This is a genomic window from Streptomyces sp. NPDC101132, assembly GCF_044759225.1.
Lineage (GTDB): Bacteria > Actinomycetota > Actinomycetes > Streptomycetales > Streptomycetaceae > Streptomyces.
Window position 1 is genome coordinate 15025 of sequence record NZ_JBIVYX010000010.1, and the last position, 24979, is coordinate 40003.

At 71.8% G+C, this 24979-nt stretch carries 19 protein-coding genes; 4 read left to right on the forward strand and 15 right to left on the reverse strand.

Going from position 1 to position 24979, the window contains the following annotated elements; translation table 11 throughout:
- Window positions 1–222 precede the first annotated feature (222 nt).
- The 13 genes from ACIQUR_RS23105 to ACIQUR_RS23165 all read right to left on the reverse strand — a co-directional run bounded on the left by ACIQUR_RS23105 (window position 223) and on the right by ACIQUR_RS23165 (window position 15096).
- The gene (locus ACIQUR_RS23105) at window positions 223–978 is read right to left on the reverse strand and encodes a TIGR03936 family radical SAM-associated protein (protein ID WP_403667277.1); all 756 of its coding nucleotides are present in this window, start codon (window positions 976–978) and stop codon (window positions 223–225) included.
- A gap of 248 nt (window positions 979–1226) precedes the next feature.
- Window positions 1227–2039, reverse strand: coding sequence for a hypothetical protein (locus tag ACIQUR_RS23110; protein ID WP_403667280.1), 813 nt, complete (start codon window positions 2037–2039; stop codon window positions 1227–1229).
- Between the two features lie 62 nt (window positions 2040–2101).
- Window positions 2102–2395, reverse strand: a complete 294-nt coding sequence (locus ACIQUR_RS23115; RefSeq protein ID WP_403667282.1) for a hypothetical protein — start codon at window positions 2393–2395, stop codon at window positions 2102–2104.
- Between the two features lie 81 nt (window positions 2396–2476).
- The gene (locus tag ACIQUR_RS23120) at window positions 2477–4399 is read right to left on the reverse strand and encodes a TIGR03960 family B12-binding radical SAM protein (protein WP_403667285.1); all 1923 of its coding nucleotides are present in this window, start codon (window positions 4397–4399) and stop codon (window positions 2477–2479) included.
- Between the two features lie 72 nt (window positions 4400–4471).
- A complete protein-coding gene (locus ACIQUR_RS23125; protein WP_403667288.1) occupies window positions 4472–6016 on the reverse strand; it encodes a CHAD domain-containing protein in 1545 nt (514 codons plus the stop codon).
- Between the two features lie 70 nt (window positions 6017–6086).
- Complete coding sequence (gene rodA / locus ACIQUR_RS23130) at window positions 6087–7286, reverse strand: rod shape-determining protein RodA (RefSeq protein WP_403667290.1); 1200 nt, start codon at window positions 7284–7286, stop codon at window positions 6087–6089.
- A gap of 4 nt (window positions 7287–7290) precedes the next feature.
- Complete coding sequence (gene mrdA / locus ACIQUR_RS23135; RefSeq protein WP_403667293.1) at window positions 7291–9480, reverse strand: penicillin-binding protein 2; 2190 nt, start codon at window positions 9478–9480, stop codon at window positions 7291–7293.
- Window positions 9481–9490: 10 nt separating this feature from the next.
- Window positions 9491–10177 carry a rod shape-determining protein MreD gene (mreD, locus tag ACIQUR_RS23140; protein ID WP_399950737.1) on the reverse strand — a complete coding sequence of 229 codons (687 nt, stop codon included), beginning with the start codon at window positions 10175–10177 and terminating at the stop codon, window positions 9491–9493.
- Between the two features lie 9 nt (window positions 10178–10186).
- Entirely contained in the window at window positions 10187–11143 is a 957-nt protein-coding gene (mreC, locus tag ACIQUR_RS23145; protein WP_399950734.1) for a rod shape-determining protein MreC, read from the reverse strand.
- Between the two features lie 199 nt (window positions 11144–11342).
- Entirely contained in the window at window positions 11343–12362 is a 1020-nt protein-coding gene (locus ACIQUR_RS23150) for a rod shape-determining protein (protein ID WP_125647420.1), read from the reverse strand.
- 284 nt (window positions 12363–12646) lie between these two features.
- The gene (gene ndk, locus ACIQUR_RS23155) at window positions 12647–13060 is read right to left on the reverse strand and encodes a nucleoside-diphosphate kinase (protein ID WP_403667297.1); all 414 of its coding nucleotides are present in this window, start codon (window positions 13058–13060) and stop codon (window positions 12647–12649) included.
- A 213-nt stretch (window positions 13061–13273) separates the two neighbouring features.
- Complete coding sequence (locus ACIQUR_RS23160; RefSeq protein WP_403667300.1) at window positions 13274–13615, reverse strand: DUF4233 domain-containing protein; 342 nt, start codon at window positions 13613–13615, stop codon at window positions 13274–13276.
- 8 nt (window positions 13616–13623) lie between these two features.
- Window positions 13624–15096, reverse strand: a complete 1473-nt coding sequence (locus ACIQUR_RS23165; RefSeq protein ID WP_403667928.1) for a bifunctional folylpolyglutamate synthase/dihydrofolate synthase — start codon at window positions 15094–15096, stop codon at window positions 13624–13626.
- Window positions 15097–15258: 162 nt separating this feature from the next.
- Between ACIQUR_RS23165 and ACIQUR_RS23170 the strand changes: the two genes are divergently transcribed.
- Entirely contained in the window at window positions 15259–16308 is a 1050-nt protein-coding gene (locus ACIQUR_RS23170; protein WP_403667303.1) for a rod shape-determining protein, read from the forward strand.
- Window positions 16309–16362: 54 nt separating this feature from the next.
- Here ACIQUR_RS23170 and ACIQUR_RS23175 read toward each other — a convergent pair whose 3' ends face one another.
- Window positions 16363–17514, reverse strand: a complete 1152-nt coding sequence (locus ACIQUR_RS23175; RefSeq protein WP_403667306.1) for a sensor histidine kinase — start codon at window positions 17512–17514, stop codon at window positions 16363–16365.
- Window positions 17515–17679: 165 nt separating this feature from the next.
- Here ACIQUR_RS23175 and ACIQUR_RS23180 point away from each other — a divergent pair, with 165 nt between their 5' ends.
- Window positions 17680–18261 (forward strand): vitamin K epoxide reductase family protein, encoded by a 582-nt coding sequence (locus ACIQUR_RS23180; RefSeq protein ID WP_403667309.1) that lies wholly within the window; start codon window positions 17680–17682, stop codon window positions 18259–18261.
- Between the two features lie 62 nt (window positions 18262–18323).
- Window positions 18324–20912, forward strand: a complete 2589-nt coding sequence (locus ACIQUR_RS23185) for a YfhO family protein (RefSeq protein ID WP_403667312.1) — start codon at window positions 18324–18326, stop codon at window positions 20910–20912.
- A 77-nt stretch (window positions 20913–20989) separates the two neighbouring features.
- Here the strand turns inward: ACIQUR_RS23185 and ACIQUR_RS23190 are convergent, their stop codons facing one another.
- A complete protein-coding gene (locus ACIQUR_RS23190) occupies window positions 20990–23611 on the reverse strand; it encodes a valine--tRNA ligase (RefSeq protein WP_403667314.1) in 2622 nt (873 codons plus the stop codon).
- A gap of 278 nt (window positions 23612–23889) precedes the next feature.
- Here ACIQUR_RS23190 and ACIQUR_RS23195 point away from each other — a divergent pair, with 278 nt between their 5' ends.
- A complete protein-coding gene (locus ACIQUR_RS23195; protein WP_403667316.1) occupies window positions 23890–24849 on the forward strand; it encodes a hypothetical protein in 960 nt (319 codons plus the stop codon).
- Window positions 24850–24979: the final 130 nt, after the last annotated feature.

Genomic DNA, 24979 nt, shown 5'->3' on the forward strand with positions numbered 1-24979 from the left:
GCCTGACTTCCGGCCCGCACGGTTCCGCGCGATGAGCGCGGACCCGGCGTCCGGGGCGCGTGCGCCGCACGGGAGCTCTAGTCCATGACCGCCGGTTCCGTACGCGATCTGACGCACGGCCTGGCGGAAGTCTTCAGGTGGGTGCGCGGCCCGACCCAGGTGGCTCCCGAGTGCCAGGGCTGCGCGTCGACGGCTGTCCCTACGCGGGACCTCCTCCGGCGCCTACGCGCTGGCAGGTCCGGCGGCCGTGGGTGGGGCGGCCGTGACTGCCTCGCGGTCGGGCGCGAGCGGGTCGGTCACCGTGCCGGACTCCTCGTCGAAGAGCCCCTGCGCCAGCCTGGTCACCGCAGCGGGGACCGGCGGCGCCAGGTCGGCCACAGCTCGGAGACCGGACAGGACGTCGTCGGGTCGCACGGCAGGTGTCAGATGCCGAACAACCAGCCGCAGTATCGCACAGGCGTCGTCAGCAGGCCTATCACCCACGGCAGGAAGAGCCTCGAGGCTCACCACGGCGCCGCGGGTGTCGAAGGTGCGCACGCCGTTCTTGGTACGCCGCTGGACCTCGACGGTCTCGGCGGCGAGGAAGGCCTCGGCGGCCCGCCGCGCCTCGGCGACCGGGACGCCGTCCAGCCGCAGCTCCCAGATGGAGGCGGTCAGCCGGTCGGCGAGACCCGAGGTGCGGGCCTCGACGGCGTCGGTGATGTCCAGCCCCGCGGGCAGCGACTCGTCGAGCAGCTCGCGGAGCTTCTCGGGGTCGCGGACCTGGGTGAGCGCGATCTCCAGGTACTCGGCCTCGCTGCCGGTACCGGTCGGCGCGGCGTTCGCGTACGAGACCTTGGGGTGCGGGGTGAAGCCGGCCGAGTACGCCATGGGCACCTCGGCGCGGCGCAGGGCCCGCTCGAAGGCACGCTGGAAGTCACGGTGGCTGGTGAACCGGAGGCGGCCGCGCTTGGTGTAGCGCAGGCGGATGCGCTGCACCGCGGGTGCGGGCGGCGGGCCTTCGGGCTGTCGCTTGCCCAGTGGTTCTTCTCCTTGATGCGGGGCGTGGCGCTCGCGCGCCGCCCTTGTGACGTCTTTCGCAGCGGGGGCGGCTACGGGGCCGCGCCTACGGCTGTCGTACTACCCAGAGTACGCGTCCCCGACCTCACCGGTTCCCCGCCGGTACGCCCCGTCCCCTACCCGAACAGGGCGACCCGCACCTCCCGCGCCGCCTCCCGCACGCTCCGTCACGCGTCGCGGAGCGCGTGCCCGAGGGGCGTGAGCACGTACCGGTACGCCTTCACGGCAGCCCACCCGACCAGCACCCACCCGACCCACTTCAGCCCCCGCCACAGCACCCCGAGGATGCGGCCGGAGACGTGCCAGGCCCAGACGAGCGCCAGACAGACCGGCCGCAACAGGTACGTCCACACCCGGTCGCCGGCCCACGCGAGGAACGTGCCGAGGGGTACCAGCACGTGCCGCCACAGACGGGCGCCGAGCCAGGCGGCCCCGGTGCCAAGGGGGCGGAGCGCGTACCGCCACAGCCCCACCCACGGCCAGACGAGCAGCACCATGCCCAGGGCCCAGCCGGCCCAGGCGACGGCCCGCCCGACCGGGAACAGCACGTAGCGCCAGAGCAGCGCCCCGGCCCAGCCTGCGGCGAACCCGAGCGGGGTCAGCACCCAGCGCTGGAAGAACCGCCCCACGGGAGCGAGGACGTACGCGTACGCCTGCCCGGCCAGCCAGACCGCACCGTTGCCGAGGGGGCACAGCACGTACCGCCACACCGCGACCCACGGCCAGACGAACAGCAGCCGGAGCAGCACCCGCAGCACCCAGACGAGGGCCCTGACCAGCGGCAGCAGCACGTACTCGCAGAACGGCAGGAGCACGTACCGGCACACCGGCTCCAGCACGTACCGCCACCCGGCCCGCGCTCCGGCGACCAGCACCTCCCACACCAGCCGCACCGGCAGCACGACCGCAAGGGCCACCACCCGCGCCACCCCGACCAGACACCCGCCCCCGGCCGGGCTCCCCACCTTGTCGTGTTCCATACCGGCTGGGACATCGGAAGGCCCCCGGCCGTTGCGGCGGGGGCCGGAAGGGCGCTGAGCGGTCAGTCGATGGTGCCGGGCTCGGCCAGCCACTGCGTGCGCACGTCGATCACACCGCTGAGGGTGTCGAAGTCTCGGTCGTAGTGCAGCACCGTCAGACGGTGCTCCCGCGCCGTGACCGCGACGAGGATGTCGGCGGCACTCGCCGACCGGTGCCAGCCCCGCTCGACCAACGCTTCCTGGACATCGAGCGCCTTGAGCCAGCCGTCCTCGGGCACGGGCTTCCAGCCGTAGAGGCTGCGCAGCTGGGACTTCATCTCCTTGTAGTGGTCCGAAGCCCTGGCCGAGTAGAGCATTTCGAACAATTCACTGCCACACGAACACATATGCCCCCTCACCGTTCCCGGTGAGGGGGCATATGCGGCGTCAGCCTGCGGCTACTTCACGACCGTCAGCGGCAGGAGCTTCTTGCCGGTGGGGCCGATCTGGATGTGGGTGTCCATCTGAGGACACACGCCGCAGTCGAAGCACGGGGTCCAGCGGCAGTCCTCGACCTCGGTTTCGTCGAGGGCGTCCTGCCAGTCCTCCCAGAGCCAGTCCTTGTCCAGGCCCGAGTCCAGGTGGTCCCAGGGCAGGACCTCCTCGTAGGTGCGCTCGCGCGTCGTGTACCAGGCGACGTCCACGCCGTGGTCGGGGAGGGCCTTCTCCGCCGCGCGCATCCAGCGGTCGTACGAGAAGTGCTCGCGCCAGCCGTCGAAGCGGCCGCCGTCCTCGTACACGGCGCGGATGACGTCGCCGATGCGGCGGTCGCCGCGGGAGAGGAGGCCCTCGACGATGCCAGGCTTGCCGTCGTGGTACCGGAAGCCGATGGAGCGGCCGTACTTCTTGTCGCCGCGGATCTTGTCGCGGAGCTTCTCCAGACGGGCGTCCGTCTCCTCCGCCGAGAGCTGCGGGGCCCACTGGAACGGGGTGTGGGGCTTCGGCACGAAGCCGCCGATCGAGACCGTGCAGCGGATGTCGTTCTGGCCGGAGACCTCGCGGCCCTTGGCGATCACGTTGACCGCCATGTCGCCGATCTGGAGGACGTCCTCGTCGGTCTCCGTCGGCAGGCCGCACATGAAGTACAGCTTCACCTGGCGCCAGCCGTTGCCGTACGCCGTGGCGACGGTGCGGATCAGGTCCTCCTCCGAGACCATCTTGTTGATGACCTTGCGCATGCGCTCGGAGCCGCCCTCGGGGGCGAAGGTGAGGCCGGACCGGCGGCCGTTGCGGGTCAGCTCGTTGGCCAGGTCGACGTTGAACGCGTCCACCCGGGTCGAGGGCAGGGACAGGCCCACCTTCTCGTCCTCGTAGCGGTCCGCCAGGCCCTTCGCGATGTCCGCGATCTCCGTGTGGTCCGCGGAGGAGAGGGAGAGGAGGCCGACCTCCTCGAAGCCCGTCGCCTTGAGACCCTTCTCCACCATCTCGCCGATGCCGGTGATGCTTCGCTCCCGCACGGGGCGCGTGATCATGCCGGCCTGGCAGAAGCGGCAGCCGCGGGTGCAGCCGCGGAAGATCTCGACGGACATCCGCTCGTGGACCGTCTCGGCGAGCGGCACCAGCGGCTGCTTCGGGTACGGCCACTCGTCGAGGTCCATGACGGTGTGCTTGGACACGCGCCACGGCACGCCGGAGCGGTTCGGGACGACGCGGCCGATACGGCCGTCCGGGAGGTACTCGACGTCGTAGAAGCCCGGCACGTAGACGCCGCCGGTCTTGGCGAGGCGGAGGAGGACCTCCTCGCGGCCGCCGGGACGGCCCTCGGCCTTCCACTCGCGGATGATCTTCGTCATGTCGAGGACGGCCTGCTCGCCGTCGCCGATGACCGCGCAGTCGATGAACTCCGCGATCGGCTCCGGGTTGAAGGCCGCGTGGCCGCCGGCCAGGACGATCGGGTCGTCGATGCCGCGGTCCCGGGCCGACAGCGGGATGCCCGCCAGGTCCAGGGCCGTGAGCATGTTGGTGTAGCCCAGCTCGGTGGAGAAGGACAGGCCGAAGACGTCGAACGCGCCGACGGGCCGGTGGCTGTCCACCGTGAACTGGGGCACCCGGTGCTCGCGCATCAGGGCTTCGAGGTCGGGCCACACGCTGTACGTGCGCTCGGCGAGGACGCCCTCCTGCTCGTTCAGTACCTCATAGAGGATCATGACGCCCTGGTTGGGCAGGCCGACCTCGTAGGCGTCGGGGTACATGAGGGCCCACCGGACGTCGCAGCTCTCCCACGGCTTGACCGTGGAGTTGAGCTCTCCGCCGACGTACTGGATGGGCTTCTGCACATGCGGGAGCAGCGCTTCGAGCTGTGGGAAGACCGACTCGGACATCTGGAACCTTCGTGGGCGGCAGGGGGCGACTATCTAGCGTAACCCGAGTGGAGGCGGCCCCCTGCCGCAAGATCAGGACCGGAGGGCGGCCCTGAGCGCCGGATCGGAGGCCTTCTTCCACACGGCGGGCAGTTCGCGCTCCCTGAGGTCGCCCAGGGCCTCCTCGCGTCCGAACACCAGACCCCAGGTGAACGCCGACTCGCCGGCGCCGTACGCCTGCGCGGCCAGCCCCCGCAGGGCCTCGCGGGCCACCACGCCGTCCTGGTGGTCGCCCAGCAGCGTCTGCACCTTCTTCAGCCGCTTGGCCAGCCGCTTCGCGGGCTTGCCGAGGGCCGGGGTGGCGGCCTCGGCGGCGTACCGGGCCCGCTTGGCGGCCTTGCGGGCGTCGTGCAGGGCGAGGTCGCGCTCGTGCCCGGGGTCCATCGCGAGGGCGTGGTCCACCCGCTCCGCGAGCCGTCCGTAGTCCCGCAGCACCGCCTTGGCCAGCACCTTCCGCGGGGCGCGGGCGGCGTCCGGGAGCAGCGGCGGTTCGGCCAGCAGGCGGTCGAGGGAGTGCAGCAGCGTGAGGTAGCGGGCGCTGTCGAGCACTCCGACGGCGCGGCGGCGGGAGCCGGTGCGCCGGGCGGCGTTCCAGATCCGGAGCCGGCCGCGGACCGGGCCGAGGAGGAGGGTGCGGGGCAGTTCGCCGAGCCGGGTCTGGAGGCGGTCCATCAGGACCTCCTGGTCCCGGTCGACGCCGAGTTCGCCGCCGAGCCAGCGCAGTTCCTCGGCGAGCGGATCGGTGGCCGTGCGGTCCAGGACCTTGCGGTAGGTCTTGAGGGCGCTGCGCAGCCGGCGTGCGGCGACGCGCATCTGGTGGACGGAGTCGGGGAGGTCGCGGCGGACGGCCGGGTCGTAGGAGACCAGGGCGTCGACCTGTTCGCGCAGGTAGTCCAGGACGTACGCGCCGGCGGTGCCCGGTGCGGGGGCGTCCGGGGGTGCGGGCGGGGAGGAGGGGGCGGGCGCGGGGGCGGTCTCGGCCAGGGCGCGGGCGAGCTTGGAGGGGGCGTCGGAGACCTTGAGCCCGGCCTTGCGGAACCGTTTCTCGACGGCGTCCAGGAAGGCGGGGTCGACCCCGTCGGCCAGCTCGGCCTCGACTTCGGTCCACCGGGCGGTGGCGCGGGGCTCCGCGAGCCGCTCGGCCCGTACGGCGTCGGTGCTGACCTCGGCGAGGAGGGCTCCGTCGGCGGCCTTGAGGTGCCGGATCTCGCGGGAGGAGCGGAGGCGTACGAGGGGGACCAGTTCGGCGTCGCGGATCCGGGAGCGGACGAGTGCCGCGAGGGACCGGGGGACGGTGTCGCTGAGGGGGGCGCGGATCTCGTCCCGCACGCCGGGGGCTACGGGGAGCTTGAGGTGCCAGCCGGCGTCCTCGCCGCCGGTGCGGCGGCGGAGGGTGAGGCCGTCGGCGGCGAGCCGCTGGTCGGTGGTGTCGTAGTAGACGGCGTCGAGGTCGGCCGTGCCCTGCGGCACGACCTCGGCGACGTCCGCGGTCCCGGTCAGGTCGGGCAGCTGTCGCTGTCGCTTCTTGGCTTGTGTGAACTCGAATTTCCGCTCGATCTCGCGCTTCGTGTCCGCCATAGACCGAACTTAGTCTTCATCAGCTCATCTTGTGAACGTTACGTCGATTTCGGCCCCCGGCCGTGCCGCCTCAGGCGGACATCGGCCGCTGGACCCTGATCGACTGGAGCAGTCCGATCGCCACCCAGACCGCGAACATCGAGGACCCGCCGTACGAGACGAACGGCAGCGGCAGGCCCGCCACCGGCATGATGCCGAGCGTCATCCCGATGTTCTCGAAGGACTGGAAGGCGAACCACGCGATGATGCCGGCGGCCACGACCGTGCCGTAGAGCTCGGTGGTCTCGCGGGCGATCCGGCAGGCCCGCCAGAGGATCACGCCGAGCAGCAGGATGATCAGTCCGGCGCCGAGGAAGCCGAGCTCCTCGCCCGCCACGGTGAAGATGAAGTCGGTCTGCTGCTCGGGCACGAACTGGCCGCTGGTCTGGTGGCCGTTGAACAGCCCGGCGCCGTAGAGGCCGCCGGAGCCGATCGCGATGCGGGCCTGGTTCGTGTTGTAGCCGACGCCCGAGGGGTCGAGCTCGGGGTTGGCGAAGGCCGCGAAGCGGTTGATCTGGTACTCGTCGAGCACGCCGAGCGCGGCGACGAGGGCCGCGCCGGTCGCCCCGGCCAGGATCAGGCCGAGGACCCAGCGGTTGGAGGCGCCGGAGGCCAGCAGCACGCCGAGGACGATCACCACCATGACCATCACCGAGCCGAGGTCGGGCATCAGCATGACGATGCCCATGGGGAGCGCGGCGAGGCACAGCGCCTTGGCGACGGTGCGGTGGTCCGGGTGGGGCAGGTCGCCCGCGTCGACGCGGGCGGACAGCAGCATCGCCATGATCAGGATGATCGTGATCTTGACGAACTCGCTGGGCTGGAGCGAGAAGCCGCCGCCGATGACGATCCAGGCGTGGGCGCCGTTGATGGTCGCGCCGAGCGGGGTGAGGACGGCGAGGATCAGCAGGATCGAGATGCCGTAGAGCACCGGCACCGCCCCGCGCAGGGTGCGGTGGCCGAGCCAGACCGTGCCGATCATCAGGACGAGCCCGATGCCGGTGTTCAGGGCGTGCCGGAACAGGAAGTAGTACGGGTCGCCCTGGTTGAGCTCCGTGCGGCCGCGGGTGGCGGACCACACCAGCAGGGCGCCCAGCAGCGACAGGCCGAGGCTGGACAGCAGGATCGGCCAGTCCAGCCGGCGCAGCACGGAGTCGCGGGCGGTGAGCTTCGCCAGCGGCCCGCGCTCCGGTGCGTAGCGGGAGACGGAGAATCCGTGGGGTGCGGTCATCGGGTCAGTCCCTCAGGTGGGCGGGCGGACCCGCGAGCGCCGGCAGCCCGTCGCCCTTCTCTCCGGGGTCGACCTTCTGGGCGTCCGGGTCGTACGGCTTGATCTCGGGCGCCTCGATGGTGCCGTCGGGCAGGATCTTCGGCAGGGCCTTCTGCGGCTGCGGCAGCAGGGCCCGCTTGAGGTCCTGGTTGCCGGCGTCGTCGAGGCCGTAGATGGCGTCGTAGATGTTGCGGACGGCGGGTCCGGAGGCTCCGGAGCCGGTGCCGCCCTGGGAGATGGTCATGATGATCGTGAAGTCCCTGGTGTACGTCGCCAGCCAGGAGGTGGTCTGCTTGCCGTAGACCTGGGCGGTGCCGGTCTTGGCGTGCATGGGGATGCGGTCCTGCGGCCAGCCGCCGAAGCGCCAGGCGGCGGTACCGCCGGGTTCGACGACGGAACGCAGTCCCTTGTCCAGGTCCCTGATCGTCGCGGCGTCGACCGGCAGCCTGCCGTGCGGGGTTGGCCTGATCTCGTGGATCGTCTTGCCGTCGGGGCTGATCACGGCCTTGCCGATGGTCGGGGTGTAGAGGGTGCCGCCGTTGCTGATGGCCGAGTAGGCGGTCGCCAGCTGGATCGGGGTGATCAGGACGTCGCCCTGGCCGATGGCGAAGTTGATGCTGTCGAAGGCCTTGAGCTGGTTGCCTTCGAGGCAGCTCTCGTACGCGATCTGCTCGACGTAGGTGCCGCCCTTCTTGCCCTGCTTGCACCAGGCGTCCTTGTTGGCCTCCCAGAAGGCCTTCTTCCACTGGCGGTCCGGGATGCGGCCCTTGACCTCGTTGGGCACGTCGATGCCGGTCTCGCCGCCGAAGCCGAACTCACGGGCGGTCCGGTAGAACCAGTCGTGGGCGTTCTTCTTGGGCTTGAGGCCGCCGTCGCGCTGCCACTCCTGGTGGCCCAGGCGGTAGAAGACGGTGTTGCAGGAGAACTTGAGGGCGTCGCCGAGGGTGATGGGGCCGTGCCCCTTGGACTCGAAGTTCGCGAAGCTGCGGTTGCCCATGCTGTACGAGGCGCTGCAGTCGTACTTGTCGTTGAAGTCGTACCCGGCGCGGACCGCGGCGCTCGCGGAGACCACCTTGAACACGGAGCCGGCGGGCGCCTGGCCCTGGATGGCCCGGTTGAGCAGCGGGTAGTTGGAGTTCTTGCTGGTCAGCTTGGCGTAGTCCTTGGCGGAGATGCCGCCGACCCAGGCGTTGGGGTCGTAGTCGGGCTGGGAGGCCATGGCCACGACGCGCCCGGTCCTGGACTCCATGACGACGACGGCGCCCGCGTCGGCCTCGTACTTGCGGCCGGTGATCTTGTCGGTCTCCTGGCGCACGGTCTTCATCGCCTGGGCCAGCTCGTACTCGGCGACGGCCTGGACCCGCGCGTCGATGCTGGTGACGAGCGTGGAGCCGGGCACGCCGGGGTCGGACTCGGCCTCGCCCATGACGCGGCCGAGGTTGTCGACCTCGTAGCTGGTGACGCCCGCCTTGCCGCGCAGCTCCTTGTCGTACGTGCGCTCGATGCCGGAGCGGCCGACCTGGTCGGAGCGCAGGTGCGGGGAGTCGGTCTCCTTGGCCTTCTGGATCTCGTCGTCGGTGACCGGCGAGAGGTAGCCCAGCACCTGTGCGGTCCGGGCCCCGCCGGGGGCGGCGTAGCGGCGCACGGCGGTGGGCTCGGCGGTGATGCCGGGGAAGTCCTCGGGGCGCTCGCGGATCTGCAGCGCCTGCTGGGTGGTGGCCTCCGTGGTGACCGGGATCGGCTGGTAGGGGGAGCCGTTCCAGCAGGGCTTGGGGGTCTCGGAGTCGCAGAGCCTGATCTTGTCCATGACCTCCTTGGGGGTCATGTCCAGGACGCCGGCGAGGCGGGTGAGCACGGCCTTGCCCCGGTCCTTTATCCGCATCAGCTCGGTGCGGCTGGCGGAGACGACGAGGCGGGTCTCGTTGTCGGCCAGCGGGACGCCGCGGGCGTCGAGGATCGGCCCGCGGACGGCGGGCTGGACGACCCGCTGGACGTGGTTGCCCTTCGCTTCGGCCGTGTACTCGTCGCCGTTGCGGATCTGGAGGTACCAGAGCCGCCCGCCGAGCGTGAGCAGCAGCGAGAAGACGATCACCTGGATGATGCCGAGCCGGATCTGCACCCGGGGGGTGCGTCCGGTCTCCGGGATGTTGGTCACGCGCTCCCCCTCAGAGCTTCTTCGCGCTCTTGATGCCCTTTATGCGGCCGGCGTTCGAGGCTCTGCTGCGGGCCGCCTTGATCCGCAGGCCGTTGCGCCGGCCGCCGATGCGCAGGCCGGTGCCGCCGGAGAGCCAGCCGGAGGCCACGTCGGTGCCCTGCGCGGGCCCGGCGTTGGCCTCGACGGCCATCGGGTCGCTCTCCGCCCGCCGGGCCAGCGCCATGATGAGCGGCACGGTGAAGGGCGCGAGCAGCAGGTCGTAGAGGGCGGCGCTGAACAGCAGCCCGGTGAGGCCCACGTGGCGGGCGGCGTCGTCGCCGACGAGGGCGCCCACCGCCCCGTAGAGGAGGGTGGAGCCGACGGCGGCCGCCACCACGGTGAGCATCGGGCCCCAGGCGGACCGGAAGCGGCCGTCGGAGGGCCGGACCAGTCCGCAGAGGTAGCCGACGACGCACAGGACGAGGGCGTACCGGCCGGCGGCGTGGTCGGCGGGCGGGGCGAGGTCGGAGAGCAGGCCCGCGCCGAAGCCGATGAGCGCGCCGCTGGTGTGTCCGTAGACGAGTGCGAGGGCGACGACGGTCAGCAGCACCAGGTCGGGCACGGCGCCGGGCAGTTGGAGGCGGGCGAGGACGGTGACCTGGACGACGAGCGCGACCACGACGAGGGTGGTCGCGAGCAGGATCCGGTTGAAGCGCATGGCGGTCTCCTACTCGTCGGCCGGCTGACCGGCGTCTTCCCCGGCGCCGGCACGCGCGCTGGGGGTGACCGTCACGGTGACCGTCGGGGTGGGCTTGGGCGGTGCCGGCTTGGCCGGCAGGACGGCGTCGCGCGGGTCGGTGCGCGGGGGCATCACGACCACGCCGACGATGTCGAGGCGGGAGAAGCCGACGTACGGGCGGACGAAGACGGTACGGGTGAGGCCGCCGCCCGCGGGGTCGACGCGGACCACCTCGCCGATCGGGACGCCCGGGACGAAGGGCCGGTTGGCGCGGGAGCCGAACGTGACGAGCCGGTCGCCGGGCTTCACCCTGGCCTTGCCGTTGAGCATCTGGACGGAGAGGGAGTGGTCGCCCTGGCCGGTGGCGAAGCCGAGCTCGCCGGTCTTCTCCAGGCGGGTGCCGACGGTGAAGTCGGGGTCGGTGGCCAGCAGGACGGTGGAGGTGTCCGGGCCGACCGTGGTGACCCGGCCGACGAGTCCGTCGCCGTTGAGCACGGTCATGTCGCGCTGGATGCCGTCCTTGGTGCCGACGTCGATGGTGACGGTCCAGGAGAAGCCCTGGGCCGCTCCTATGGCGATGACCTCGGCGCCCTTGATGCCGTACTGGCCGGCTCCGGCCTTCTTGAGCATGTCGTCGAGTTCGCGGATGCGGCTGCGGTTGCGGTCGTCGCTGCCGAGCTTCGCCTTCAGGGCGGTGTTCTCGCGCTCGAGTTCGGTGATGCGGTTGTGGCGCTCGCCGGAGTCGCGTACCGCGCCTATGGCGTTGGCGACCGGGTCGACGGCGGTCGCGACGCCCTTCTCCACCGGTCCGAAGACCGCGGCGGCGGCCTGCCGGGCACCGTCGACCGGTGACTCCTCGCCGGCCCGGATGTCCACCGTGATCAGCGCGAACGCGATGGCGACCAGCAGTACCAGGAGCAGCCGGCTCTCTCGTGTGTCCCTCACGTGCGGCGGCCGTGCCTTCCGTTTGATCCGTACCGGCACGGCGGGCTCCACGGGAGCCGGTGCGCGCACCAGGTCTCTTGCCTGTATATCAACGATCCGCCGCACGGGCGCGGTAGCACCCGTACGGCGGATCTGTGTGTTTCCGGTATCCCCTGATCGGGGGCATTGTCAATGCGCTGTCAAAGAAGAGCGGGCGGCGTCAGCGACGGGGCTGGGCGTCCAGCACCTGCTGGAGCGCCTCGAACTCCTCGACGCACTTGCCGGAACCGAGCGCGACGGAGTCGAGCGGGTCCTCGGCGATGTGGATGGGCATTCCGGTTTCCCGGCGCAGCCGCTCGTCCAGGCCGCGGAGCAGGGCGCCGCCGCCGGTGAGGACGATGCCGCGGTCCATGATGTCGCCGGACAGCTCGGGCGGGCACTTGTCGAGCGTGGTCTTGACCGCGTCGACGATGGCGTTGACGGGCTCCTCGATGGCCTTGCGCACCTCGGCCGCGGAGATGACCACGGTCTTGGGCAGGCCGGAGACCAGGTCGCGGCCGCGGATCTCGGTGTGCTCGTCCTTGTCGAGGTCGTACGCCGACCCGATGGTGATCTTGATCTGCTCGGCGGTGCGCTCACCGAGGAGGAGGCTGTACTCCTTCTTGATGTGCTGGATGATCGCGTTGTCCAGCTCGTCGCCGGCCACCCGGATGGACTGTGCCGTGACGATTCCGCCGAGGGAGATGACCGCGACCTCGGTGGTGCCGCCGCCGATGTCGACCACCATGTTGCCGGTGGCCTCGTGCACGGGCAGGCCCGAGCCGATGGCCGCGGCCATGGGCTCCTCGATGATGTGCACCTGGCGGGCGCCGGCCTGGGTGGACGCCTCGATGACGGCGCGGCGCTCGACCCCGGTGATCCCGGAGGGCACGCAGACGACGACGCGGGGGCGGGCCAGGTAACGGCGCTTGTGGATCTTGAGGATGAAGTACCGGAGCATGCGCTCGGTGATCTCGAAGTCGGCGATCACGCCGTCCTTGAGGGGGCGCACCGCGACGATGTTGCCTGGCGTCCGGCCGATCATCTTCTTGGCCTCGGAGCCGACCGCGAGGATTCCGCCGGTGTTCGTGTTGATGGCGACCACGGACGGCTCGTTCAGGACGATCCCCCGGCCCCTCACGTACACCAGCGTGTTGGCGGTCCCGAGGTCGACAGCCATGTCACGGCCGATGAACGACATTGAGTTCCCCTTGTTCCCCATGAGGAGCGTCTGGCCTTCCCAGTTGAGAGCGGCTGCTGTCAGGTCGGCGAGGTGGGTGTGTGGGTGGAGGTCCCATCGTAGTGCCGCAGGTGCGGAGTCCGCGCGACGGGACTCCTCCACTTCCGGCCGGAACGGGTACCCGCCCCCCTAATGGTGACGACATGTCTGGCCCATGCGTTCCCGGGCACCGCCATCCATACCGAAGGGCGACCGAAATTACTTCGGTCGCCCCAGGTCATGAGCGCTATATGGCTGACGCGAGATCAGACGAGGGAGGGGAAGAAGAGCTTCAGCTCGCGCTCGGCGGACTCCTCGGAGTCCGAGGCGTGGATGAGGTTCTCGCGCACGATGGTGCCGAAGTCGCCCCGGATGGAGCCGGGGGTGGCCACGATCGGGTCGGTCGGGCCGGCCAGGGTCCGCAGGCCCTCGATGGCGCGCTCGCCCTCGACGACGAGGACGACGACGGGGCCGGAGGCCATGAAGCCCATCAGGGGCTCGTAGAAGGGACGCCCGACGTGCTCGGCGTAGTGCTGCTCGAGGATCCCGCGGTCGAGGGTCCGCAGCTCCATCGCCGGGATGGTCCAGCCGGCCTTGCGCTCGATACGGCCGATGATCTCGCCCACCAGGCCCCGGCGGACCGCGTCCGGCTTGAGGATGACGAGAGTGCGCTGGGTCATGGTGTGGCTCCTTGCGGCATACGGGTGCGGTCCTAAGAGGCTACAGGCGGCTGAGAGGGCGCCGACGTCCGCTCTCTCCCTGCCCCCGCATCGGCGGGGGAGCGCGATGCGCACGACGGCGAGCACGAGGGCAAGCCGGGGACACCCCCGCGCGGACGGGGACGCGGACGTCGGCTGTCGCAGGTGAGCGGGCGGCAGAGGGCCGCCGCAGCCTCAGGCCTGCGCCTCGCTCTGCGCCGCCCAGCGGGCCTTCGCTTCGTCGATCTTGCGGCCGTAGTGCACCGAGCACCACCACAGGCCGGCGAAGACGGCACCCAGGAAGAACATGGTGGGGACGACGAAGCCGCTGGCGATCAGGCCGGCCTGGAGGGCCCAGCCGATCTGGACCGCGCCGGGGCGGGACAGCATCCCGCACAGCAGCACGGTCAGCAGCATGCCGATCCCGCACACCGTCCAGACGGTGGCGGCGGACAGGTCGCCCTTCATGGCGACCAGTCCGGCGAAGCCGATCACGAAGAACTCGCCGATCAGCGTGGATGCGCACAGCGTCCGCATGTCTTCCCTCAGTCCCTCTTCAGCAGCAGCCGGGCCTCGCCGACCGTGAACACCGAGCCGGTCACCAGGACGCCGGCCCCTCCGTACTCCGCCTCTTCCTCGGCCAGCGTGATCGCCGCCTCGATGGCGTCGTCCAGGCGCGGCTCGACCTGCACCCGGTCGGCTCCGAAGACCTCGACCGCCAGGGCGGCCAGCTCGTCCGCCCCGATCGCGCGCTGGGTGGAGTTCTGGGTCACCACGACCTCGGCGAAGATCGGCTCGAAGGCCTCCAGCACGCCGCGGATGTCCTTGCCGTCGCTCGCGGCGACCACGCCGACCAGCCGGCTGAAGCCGAAGGACTCGGTGACCGCCTCGGCCGTCACGCGGGCGCCGGCCGGGTTGTGCGCGGCGTCGAGCACGACGGTGGGGCTGCGCCGGACCACCTCCATGCGGCCGGGCGAGGTGACCGAGGCGAAGGCGCGGCGCACGGTGTCGACGTCCAGCGGGCGGGCGTGCTCGGCGCCGATGCCGAAGAAGGCCTCGACGGCGGCGAGGGCGACCGCGGCGTTGGCAGCCATGTGGGCGCCGTACAGGGGGAGGAAGACCTCCTGGTACTCGCCGCCGAGTCCGCGCAGCGTGAGGAGCTGGCCGCCGACGGCCACCTCGCGGGAGACCACGCCGAACTCCATGCCCTCGCGGGCCACCGTGGCGTCGACCTCCACGGCCCGCTTGAGCAGGGCCTGGGCCGCGTCGACCGGCTGCTGGGCCAGGATCACGGTGGCGTCCTGCTTGATGATGCCGCCCTTCTCCTGGGCGATCTCACCGGTGGTGCCGCCGAGGCGGTCGGTGTGGTCGAGGCTGATCGGGGTGATCACGGCGACCGAGCCGTCGATGACGTTGGTGGCGTCCCAGGTGCCGCCCATGCCGACCTCGACCACGGCCACGTCGACCGGGGCGTCGGCGAAGGCCGCGTACGCCATGCCGGTCATGACCTCGAAGAACGACAGGCGGTAGTCCTCGCGGTCGTCGACCAGCTCGATGTACGGCTTCAGGTCGCGGTACGTCTCGACGAAGCGCTCGGCCTCGATCGGGGCGCCGTCCAGGCTGATCCGCTCGGTGATCATCTGCACGTGGGGGCTGGTGTACCGGCCGGTGCGCAGGTCGAAGGCGGCGAGCAGGGCCTCGATCATGCGGGCCGTGCTGGTCTTGCCGTTGGTGCCGGTGACGTGGATGGAGGGGTAGGCGCGCTGGGGCTCGCCCAGGACGTCCATCAGGGCCGCGATGCGGGTGACCGAGGGCTCCAGCTTCGTCTCGCCCCAGCGGGAGGCGAGCTCCTGCTCGACCTCGCGCAGCGCCTTGTCGACCTCGGGGTCCTGCGGGCGGGTCGGTACGGGGTCGCCCTGCGGCGGCCCGGCCTGGGTCCGCAGGGTGCGGCTGCCGGCCTCGATCACCGCCAGGTCGGGGTCGCGGTCGGTCTCCGCGTCGACGATCTCGTCGAACATGCCGGAATCGTCAAAACGGTCGTTGGCCTCGGGCTGCTCACTCACGGGGTCCAGTCTACGGACGGGGGCCGTCGGGACTTCGGGCCCGGCCGTTTCGGGACCTTCGGCCGGAAGAGCGGCCGGATCGTTATGCAAGCCTTGCGGCAAAGGATTGGGGAACAAATGCCGCAGGCCAGCACCAACAAGACGGCTTCCAGCCGCGACATCGGCATCGACCTGGGGACCGCGAACACCCTCGTCTACGCCAGGGGGCACGGGATCGTGCTGAATGAGCCGTCCGTGGTCGCGGTCAAGGCGGGCACGACCGCCGCGCTGGCCGTGGGGGCCGAGGCGAAGGAGACGATCGGCCGCACCCCCGGTTCCATCACCGCGATCCGTCCCCTGAAGGACGGGGTGATCTGCGACTACGAGGCGGCCGAGGAGATGATCCGGCACTTCGTGCGCAAGGCCGTGCCGGGGCGCCGGCCGCGCACCCGGATGGTGGTGTGCGTGCCGAGCGGGGTGACGCCGGTGGAGCGACGGGCCATCGTGCACGCCTCCACGCGGGCGGGCGCGCGGGCGGTGCACCTGATCGAGGAGCCGATGGCGGCGGCGATCGGGGCGGGGCTGCCGGTGTCGGAGCCGCGCGGGTCGATGGTGGTGGACATCGGCGGGGGCACCACCGAGGTCGCGGTGATTTCGCTGGGCGGGATCGTCACGTCCCGGTCGCTGCGGGTCGGGGGCGACCGGATGGACGCCGCGATCATGGACTTCGTCCGCAGGGAGCACGGGCTGCTGGTCGGCGAGCGCACCGCGGAGGACGTGAAGGTGGCCATCGGCTCGGCCTGGCCGGTGCCGGACCGGCCGGAGCTGGAGACGGCGGCGTTCACCGTGCGGGGGCGGGAGAAGGTCGGCGGGATGCCGCGGACGCTCTCCCTGACGGCGCCGGACGTGCGGGCCGCGCTGGACGAGCCGGTGCAGGCGGTCGTCGAGGCGGTCAGGGCGACCCTGGAGGACTGCCCGCCGGAGCTGTCCGGCGACGTGATGGAGCACGGCATCGTGCTGACCGGCGGGGGCGCGCTGCTCCCGGGCCTGGACCTGCGGCTGGCCTCGGCCACGGGCATCCCGGTCTTCGTGGCGGACGACCCGCTGGACTGCGTGGCGCTGGGCTCGGGGAAGTGCGTGGAGGACCTGGACGCGCTGACCACTCTGCCGGCCGCCTCGAAGGTCTAGGCCCTGTCTTTCGGATCAGGCAGGGCTCGCGGGGCCTGATCCGAAAGACAGGGACTAGCCCCGGGGCAGCGTCGCGACGACCTCGTAGGCGTCCTCCGTGCGCGTGGCCGTCAGGGTGCCGCCGAGGCTGCCGACCCGCTCCGCCATGCTGGCCGTGCCCGATCCGGACGAGACGGGGGCACGGCCGGCCCGGTCGCGGGGCGGCAGCGGGTTCCTGACGGCGATCCGCAGCTGGGGGCCGTCGGCCGCGATCGAGACGTCGATGGTCTGGCCCCGGGCGTGCTTGGCGGCGTTGGTCAGGCACTCCTGGACCACGCGGTAGACGGCGGCCTGCCGCAGGGGCGACAGGGAGTGGCCGGCCTGGTCGACCCGGAGCCGTACGGGCGATCCGGCCCGGCCGCTCTCCTCCGCCAGCGCCGGCAGCCCGTCCACGCCCGGGGTGGAGACCCGCTCCCCGCGCAGCACGATGATGTCGTTCAGGACCAGGTGGGCGCGGCGGGCGGTCTCGGCGAGCTCGTCGAAGTCCTTCTCGTACGACTGGCCGCGCGCCCGCAGGGCGAGGACCTCGGAGCGCACGGTGAGCAGGGTCAGCTCCCGGCCGACGAAGTCGTGGACGTCGCGGGCGACGGAGGTGCGCTCCTGCTGGACGGCCTGGAGCACGGCGGCCTCGGCGCGCCGCGCGTCGAGCTCGCGCACCAGGTCCTGCCGGTACGCGGCGATGCCGACGGCCGCGGCGAGCACGCCGATCGGCACGACCAGGCCGAGGAAGGCGCTGAGGGTGTCGGCCCGGTCGGCGGGCCAGCCGGGGAGGTTGAAGAGGAGGTACGCGTAGCCGACGTAGCCGGCCGTGGCCACGATCGCGGCGCGGCGGCCCCGGAAGCGGCCCAGGGAGTAGAGGGCGAACTGGATGAGCGTCAGCTCGTGCAGCCAGCCGATGAAGAGGAGTGCCGTCAGGTACGCGAGCCAGGGCGCCCGGCGGCGCACCAGCAGCGTGGCCGCGCCGGCCGCGAGCACCAGGGCGGCCGTGGGTCCGTTGAGGGAGTTGTCGGCGGCGGCCAGGCCCGGCAGGTCGAGGCCCATCAGGGCGAAGCAGCTGAGTGCGGTGAGCGCGTCGAGGGCCCGCGGGGAGGCGCCCCAGCGGTCGGTGAGACGGCGCACGGCAGCCGGGATCCGCTGGATGGCCGAACCGCCGGGCTTCCCGTACATGCTCCCCATCATCCAAGGTCCGGCGCCCCAGCAAATGCCGCGAATGACGTGAGATAGGGCACTTCGTCCCGGGACTTCGGCGGGCGGACTCCGGGACCTTCGGCCCGCCGGTCACGGCCCTTCCGCTCTGCCGCGGGCGCCGGCGGCCCGCCTAGCGTCGGGGAAATGACCGCCGACCACCCCGTCACCCGCCCCACCGGACGCGGGCTGGCCTCGCTGCTGCTGGCCGGCGGCCTGGTCGGCCTGTGGGCCTCCGGCGTGCTCACGTACGACCGCCTGCGGACGCTGGAGGACCCGCTGTTCACGCCGGGCTGCACCATCAACGCGGTGTTCAGCTGCGGCGACGTGATGTCCGCGTGGCAGGGCAACCTGCTGGGCTTCCCGAACATGCTGCTGGGCCTCGCCGGCTTCGGCGCCCTCGCGGCGCTGGGCCTCGCGCTGCTCCTGGGGGCGGTGTTCCCGCGGCTGCTGTGGCGGGTGGTGTGGGGCGGGCTCGCCGCGGGCTTCGCCTTCACCGTGTGGTTGATCACTCAGTGCCTGTACGTCATCGGCGCCCTCTGCCCCTGGTGCACGGCCGTCTGGGCGGTGATGATCCCGATGTTCTGGTACGTCACGCGGCATGTGGCGGGGCCCGGTTCGACCCTCCGGTCCGTCCCGCACTGGCTGCCGCCGCTGGCCGCCTACGCGGTGCTCGGGGCCCTCGTGGTCCTGGCGTTCGGCGCCCGGCTCTTCCAAGCCTTTCCCTAAGATATGACTTTGGATTCGGCCGGGGGATGGCCGGACACTCGATCCGTACGGGGACCACCGCCATGACGACTCCAACCACCGACGCCCCGGCGCGCCTTGCGCCGGAGGGTCCCGGCCGGCCCGCCACCGGCACCCGGTTCACCGGCCGGCTGCGCGGCAGCGGCACCGCCGCCGCCCTCGCGTCGGCGGTGCTGTCCATGGCGGCGTACTGCATCGGCATGGCCGCCCACGGCACCTACCCCTTCGGGCAGGGCTCGCGGGCCATGAACGACCTGCGCAACCAGTACGTGCCCTTCCACGCCCACCTCTGGGACCTCCAGCACGGCACCGCCCAGGGCGACCTCTTCTTCAACTGGCGGAGCGGCTACGGCAACGGCTTCCTCGGCGAGTTCTTCACCTATCTCGCCAACCCCTTCTCCCTGCTGACCGGCCTCTTCCCGCGCGAGTACGCCGACCTCCCCGTCTTCCTCGTCACCCTCCTCAGCACCGGCCTGGCCGCAGCCGTCATGACGGTCTTCCTCGGCCGCCTGCGCCCCGGCTCCCCCTGGCTGCGCGCCCTCCTCGGCACCGGCTACGCCGTCTGCGGCTGGACCCTGATCGAGGGCGGCATCGTCCCCATGTGGATGTGGGGCCTGGTCGCGCTCCCGCTCCTCTGCATCGCCGCCGACTTCTGCCTCACCGAGCGCCGCTGGGTCCTCGGCACCCTCTTCTTCGCCCTGTGCTGGTACGCCAACTTCTACAGCGCCGCCATGGCCACCATCGGCGCCGTCCTGGTCCTCCTCCTGCGGCTGGCGGTCACCGACGCCGACTGGCGCACCCGCGGCCGCGTCATGGGGCGGGCGAGCACCATGGCCGTCGCCGGCCTGCTGCTGGCCGCCCCGGCCATCCTGGTCTCCGGCCTCGCCAGCGCCCAGGCCCAGCCCTCCGACAGCTACGTCGTCAGCGTCGCGACCGAGCCGCTGACCTTCCTCGGCCTGCTGCTGCCGGGCACCGTGCCCGAGCCCGCCGCGCCCAACGTGTTCGCCGGCGTGCTCGTGCTGCTGCTCGTCCTGGCGCTGCCCTTCCAGACCAGGGTCCGCGTCCGCGAGCGCGCCGCCTGGCTCGTCCTCATCGTGCTGACCGCGCTGTCCTTCGTGTGGACCCCCACCGCCAAGGTCTGGCAGGGCTTCACCCTCCCCCACGGCTCGCCCTTCCGCGAGAGCTTCGTCCTCAGCGGGCTCCTGGTGATGGCCGCCTGGATCTGCCTCGCCCACATGCCCCGCCGCCGCGCACTGCTGGGCGGGGCCGTCCTGCTCGGCGGGGTGCTGCTGCTGACCCGCGGCACCCAGCCCGTCAACACGTACGCCGTCCGGGGCACCCTCGTCGGCGGCGCCGTCGTCACCGCGCTGCTCCTGCTGTACGCCGGCGGGCTGCGCCGCTGGGCCCGCACCCTCGTGGTCGGCGCCCTGGCCCTGAGCACCCTCGCCCTCACCTCGTACGCCGTGTACGCCACCCACGTGGAGTTCGACCCCGCGCGCCGCGGCTACACCGAGGCCTCCACGATGAACCGGCTGGCCCACGACACCCGCGAGGCCGCCGCCCACCAGGACTGGCCCCGTTCCCGCACCGGCATCACCCCCGGCCTCTTCGTCACCAACAACGACCCGATGCTGCTCGGCGTCCAGGCGGGCGGCTACTACAGCAGCTACGTCACCAAGGAGGCCGCCACCGGCCTGCGTGACCTGGGCATCGGCTACGCCATGGGCGGGCGCAACCTGCGCACCGCCGGCGACCCCTTCCTGCACGCGCTGTTCGGCACCGGCACCCTGCTGGAGAAGGCCCCGGACGGCCGTGGCGTCACCGCCCGCGACGTCCCCGCCCTGCCCCTGTTCAGCCTCCGCTCCCCCGGTACCGACCAGGCGCACGGCGCCCCGGCCGGCTCCGTGTGGGCCCACCGGCAGGCCGCGCTCGGCGCGAAGGTCTACACCGTGCCGGCGCTGAAGTACGAGAAGGGCCCGGTCGGCGGCCACGTCCCCGCCGGCCGGCAGCTCGGGCAGCCCGCCAAGGGCGAGGCCTGGAGCACCTTCTCCGCCCAGTGCACCCCCGGCGACCAGGCCTTCCTGTACGCGCCCGGGTTCTACGGCCAGTCCGTGGGCGACGGCGGCGAGGTGCAGAACAACACCGCGCACCCGCCGGTCGTCCTCAACCCCGTCAAGCCGCTGGGCACCGTCCCCGCCGACGGAACGTTTCGCTTCGCCCTCGGCGCCACCAAGCCCGGCCAGGTGCTGCCCGACGACGCCGTCGGCTGCCTGAACCCCAAGGCCTTCAACGCCGCCGTCCAGGCCGTCCGCTCCGCCTCGCCCGCGCCCGACCGGGTCGACGTCGGCGGCCACTCCATCGAGGCCCGGCTGCCCGCGGGCGCCACCGGCACCGCCGTCGTCGCCACCCCGGCGATCCAGGGCTGGACCTGCTCGGTGAACGGCGGCGCCGCCCGCACCCCGGTCTCGTACCAGGGCCTGCTCGGCGTGCCGCTGGGCGCCGGCGCCGACCGGGTCTCCTGCTCGTACACCCCGCCGGGCCTGAAGCCGGGCCTCGCGGCCACCGGCCTGGGCGCCCTGGCGGTGGCCGGCGTACTGGCCCGCCCGCTGTGGCGCCGGCGCCGGGACGCCTAGCCCGGAACCCTCCGCGAACGGGGAAGGCCCCCGCACCCTCTCGGGTGCGGGGGCCTTCCCCTTGGTGCGTACGGGCCCTACGCGGCCGGCAGCGCCGCCAGCTGGGCCTGGATCCGGGCGATGTCCGCCTCGGCCTTGGCCAGCCGGCCCTTGATCTTGTCCACGACGTTGTCGGGGGCCTTGGCCAGGAACGCCTCGTTCCCCAGCTTGGCCTCCGCCTGCGCCTTCTCCTTCTCGGCCGCGGCGAGGTCCTTGGCCAGGCGCTTGCGCTCGGCCGCGACGTCGATCGTGCCGGACAGGTCGAGGGCGACCGTGGCGCCGGCAACCGGCAGGGTGGCGGTGGCGCTGAAGCCCTCGCCCTCCGGCTGGAGGCGCAGCAGCTGACGGATCGCACCCTCGTGCGCGGCCAGCGGGGTGCCCGCGAGGTCGAGGCGGGCCGGGACCTTCTGGCCCGGCTGGAGGCCCTGGTCGGCGCGGAAGCGGCGGACCTCGGTGACGACCTGCTGGAGGTTCTCGATCTCGGCCTCGGCGGCCTCGTCGCGGAAGCCGCTGTCCGTGGGCCACTCGGCGATCACGATCGACTCGCGGCCCGTGAGGGTGGTCCAGAGCGTCTCGGTGACGAACGGGACGACCGGGTGCAGCAGGCGCAGCATGACGTCCAGGACCTCGCCGAGGACCCGGCCGGAGACCTTGGCCTGCTCGCCGCCCGCGAAGAACGTGGTCTTCGACAGCTCGACGTACCAGTCGAAGACCTCGTCCCACGCGAAGTGGTAGAGCGCGTCGCTGAGCTTCGCGAACTGGTAGTCCTCGTAGTACGCGTCGACCTGCGCGACGGTCTTGTTGAGGCGGGACAGGATCCAGCGGTCGGTCGCGGACTGCTGCTCGACCGGGGGCAGCTCGCCCTCGATCGTCGCGCCGTTCATCAGCGCGAAGCGGGTGGCGTTCCAGATCTTGTTGGCGAAGTTCCGGGAGGCCTTGACCCAGTCCTCGCCGATCGGGACGTCGACGCCCGGGTTGGCGCCGTTGGCCAGGGTGAAGCGGACGGCGTCGGAGCCGTACTCGTTCATCCAGTCCAGCGGGTTGACCGCGTTGCCGAAGGACTTCGACATCTTCTTGCCGAACTGGTCGCGGACCATGCCGTGCAGGGCGATGGTGTGGAACGGCGGGGTGCCGTCCATCGCGTACAGGCCGAACATCATCATCCGGGCGACCCAGAAGAAGAGGATGTCGTAGCCGGTGACCAGGACGGAGTTCGGGTAGAACTTCGCCAGGCTCGGGGTCTGCTCCGGCCAGCCGAGCGTGGAGAACGGCCACAGGCCGGACGAGAACCAGGTGTCGAGGACGTCGGTGTCCTGGCGCCAGCCCTCACCCGTCGGCGGCTGCTCGTCCGGTCCGACGCAGACGACCTCGCCGTTCGGGCCGTACCAGACCGGGATGCGGTGGCCCCACCACAGCTGGCGCGAGATGCACCAGTCGTGGAGGTTGTCGACCCAGTCGAAGTACCGCTTCTCCATCTCCTGCGGGTGGATCTTGACCTTGCCGTCGCGGACCGCGTCACCGGCGGCCTTCGCGAGCGGGCCGACCTTGACCCACCACTGCATCGACAGGCGCGGCTCGATGGTGGTCTTGCAGCGCGAGCAGTGGCCGACGGAGTGGACGTACGGGCGCTTCTCGGCGACGATCCGGCCCTCGGCGCGCAGCGCGGCGACGATGGCGGAACGGGCCTCCAGGCGGTCCAGGCCCTGGAACGGGCCGTGGGCCGTGATGACCGCGCGCTCGTCCATGACGGCGAGGCTCGGCAGGTCGTGGCGCTGGCCGATCTCGAAGTCGTTGGGGTCGTGGGCCGGGGTGACCTTGACGGCACCGGTGCCGAACTCGGGGTCGACGTGCTCGTCGGCGACGACCGGGATGCGGCGGCCGGTCAGCGGCAGCTCGATCTCGGTGCCGACGAGGTGCTTGTAGCGCTCGTCCTCCGGGTGGACGGCGACGGCGGTGTCGCCGAGCATCGTCTCGGCGCGGGTCGTCGCGACGACGATGGACGCGTCGCCCTCGCCGTACCGGATGGAGACGAGCTCGCCGTCGTCGTCCTGGTACTCGACCTCGATGTCCGAGATCGCCGTGAGGCAGCGCGGGCACCAGTTGATGATGCGCTCGGCGCGGTAGATCAGCTCGTCGTCGTAGAGCTTCTTGAAGATGGTCTGGACGGCCTGGGACAGGCCCTCGTCCATGGTGAAGCGCTCGCGGGACCAGTCGACACCGTCACCGAGGCGGCGCATCTGGCCCGAGATCTGGCCGCCGGACTCGGCCTTCCACTGCCAGACGCGCTCGACGAATGCCTCACGGCCCAGGTCGTGGCGGGACTTGCCCTCCTTGGCGAGCTCGCGCTCGACGACGTTCTGGGTCGCGATGCCGGCGTGGTCCATGCCGGGCTGCCACAGCGTCTCGTAGCCCTGCATGCGCTTGCGGCGCGTGAGGGCGTCGATCAGCGTGTGCTCGAAGGCGTGCCCGAGGTGCAGGCTGCCGGTGACGTTCGGCGGCGGGATGACGATGGTGTAGGCGGGCTTGTCGCTGTTCTCGTCGGCCTCGAAGTAACCGCGCTCTACCCAGCGCTCGTAGAGCTTCCCCTCTACCTCGGCCGGCGCGTACTGGGTCGGCAGTTCGGAGTTGGGGCTGCTGGGTGTCTGCGTGTTCTCGGTCACGGACACAGTTTAGAGGCGGGCTCGCCCCCGAATCGAATCGATACCGGCGCCCGCGCAGGGGCCGCGCCGGCGGTGGCAGTTGGCCCGCGAAGCCGCGATCGCGCCGGATGTGTCCGGAACGCACCGGAAGGCCCTCAGATGCGCGTATCGCACCCCGCACGTGCGGTAACGGTCTCGTACTGATCACCGAATCCGCAGGGCCCCGGCGCCGTCGCGGCGCGCGGCTTCCGCCAGGATGTCAGCAGTAGATAAAGGAATCCTGGAGGGGAACGCAGGACATGAGCTACAACCAGCCGGGCCCGTACGGCGGGCCGGGTCCCCAGCAGCCGGGGCCGTACGGCGGCCAGCCGAACCCGTACGGGCAGCAGCCGCCGGCACCGCAGCCGGGGTACGGGTACCCGCAGCAGCCCGGTCAGCCCGCTCCCGGGTACGGCTACCCGCAGCAGGCCCCCCAGGGCGTCCCGCCGCAGCAGGGCTACGCCTACCCGCCGCAGCAGCAGTTCCCGGGCCAGCCGCAGCCGCCGTACGGCATGCAGCCCCCGGCCCCGCCGAAGAAGGGCAAGGGCGGCGCGGTCCTGGCGGTCGTGGTGGTCCTGGCCGTCGTGGCCGGCGGCGCGTGGTGGTTCCTGAAGGGCAGCGGCGCGTCGATCTCGGACGACACCAAGGGCTACAAGCTGGCGTTCCCCGCCTCGGTGGACAACTACAAGCTGCCGGCGGGCGCCGGGAAGCCGCAGGACACGCCGATGCAGGGTGAGAGCAAGACCGAGGCCGAAGCTCTGGGCATCAAGGACGCCCACAGCACCTTCGTGCAGTACTCGAACGGCACGAGCAAGAAGGCGAAGCAGCTGTCGGCGAACGGCATGTGGGGCCAGATCTCGGACCCCGAGGCCACGGTCGACAACTACTTCGACAGCGTCGGCAAGAAGCCGAACCCGCTGATGCCGGACGTGAAGTTCGAAGTCGTCGGAAGCCCGCGCGAGTTCCAGCCGGACGGGTTCGAGGGCGCCGTGCTCAAGTGCGCCAACATCAAGCTCACCAACCCCAAGGGCGACGGCACTCTGAAGAACGGCCCCAAGGAGGCGCAGATCCCGACTTGCGCATGGGGTGATTACTCGACCATGGCCGCCATCAACGTGATGGACCCGGCCGTAACGCTGCTCGGCGGAGCCAGCGCCTCCCTGGAGGACGTCTCCTCGCTCGCGGCCAAGCTGTACAAGACCGGCCGCACCAAGGTCTGACCGAGGCGCGCGGGGGGGGGGGGCGGGGGCCCCCCCCCCGCCCCGCGCCCCCCCCCCCCCCGGGCTGCGGGGGGGTGTGGGGGGGGGGGGGGGCCCCCCAAGTGTTATCGGGGTGGGGGGGCCAATTGCG

What these genes read in the sequence shown, in the direction of transcription:
- ACIQUR_RS23110 (WP_403667280.1), bottom strand. Translation starts at nt 2,039, where the DNA reads ATGGAACACGACAAGGTGGGGAGCCCGGCCGGGGGCGGGTGTCTGGTC.
- ACIQUR_RS23115 (WP_403667282.1), bottom strand. Translation starts at nt 2,395, where the DNA reads ATGCTCTACTCGGCCAGGGCTTCGGACCACTACAAGGAGATGAAGTCC.
- ACIQUR_RS23120 (WP_403667285.1), bottom strand. Translation starts at nt 4,399, where the DNA reads ATGTCCGAGTCGGTCTTCCCACAGCTCGAAGCGCTGCTCCCGCATGTG.
- ACIQUR_RS23125 (WP_403667288.1), bottom strand. Translation starts at nt 6,016, where the DNA reads ATGGCGGACACGAAGCGCGAGATCGAGCGGAAATTCGAGTTCACACAA.
- rodA (WP_403667290.1), bottom strand. Translation starts at nt 7,286, where the DNA reads ATGACCGCACCCCACGGATTCTCCGTCTCCCGCTACGCACCGGAGCGC.
- mreD (WP_399950737.1), bottom strand. Translation starts at nt 10,177, where the DNA reads ATGCGCTTCAACCGGATCCTGCTCGCGACCACCCTCGTCGTGGTCGCG.
- ACIQUR_RS23150 (WP_125647420.1), bottom strand. Translation starts at nt 12,362, where the DNA reads ATGTCGTTCATCGGCCGTGACATGGCTGTCGACCTCGGGACCGCCAAC.
- ndk (WP_403667297.1), bottom strand. Translation starts at nt 13,060, where the DNA reads ATGACCCAGCGCACTCTCGTCATCCTCAAGCCGGACGCGGTCCGCCGG.
- ACIQUR_RS23160 (WP_403667300.1), bottom strand. Translation starts at nt 13,615, where the DNA reads ATGCGGACGCTGTGCGCATCCACGCTGATCGGCGAGTTCTTCGTGATC.
- ACIQUR_RS23165 (WP_403667928.1), bottom strand. Translation starts at nt 15,096, where the DNA reads ATGTTCGACGAGATCGTCGACGCGGAGACCGACCGCGACCCCGACCTG.
- ACIQUR_RS23170 (WP_403667303.1), top strand. Translation starts at nt 15,259, where the DNA reads ATGCCGCAGGCCAGCACCAACAAGACGGCTTCCAGCCGCGACATCGGC.
- ACIQUR_RS23175 (WP_403667306.1), bottom strand. Translation starts at nt 17,514, where the DNA reads ATGTACGGGAAGCCCGGCGGTTCGGCCATCCAGCGGATCCCGGCTGCC.
- ACIQUR_RS23180 (WP_403667309.1), top strand. Translation starts at nt 17,680, where the DNA reads ATGACCGCCGACCACCCCGTCACCCGCCCCACCGGACGCGGGCTGGCC.
- ACIQUR_RS23185 (WP_403667312.1), top strand. Translation starts at nt 18,324, where the DNA reads ATGACGACTCCAACCACCGACGCCCCGGCGCGCCTTGCGCCGGAGGGT.
- ACIQUR_RS23195 (WP_403667316.1), top strand. Translation starts at nt 23,890, where the DNA reads ATGAGCTACAACCAGCCGGGCCCGTACGGCGGGCCGGGTCCCCAGCAG.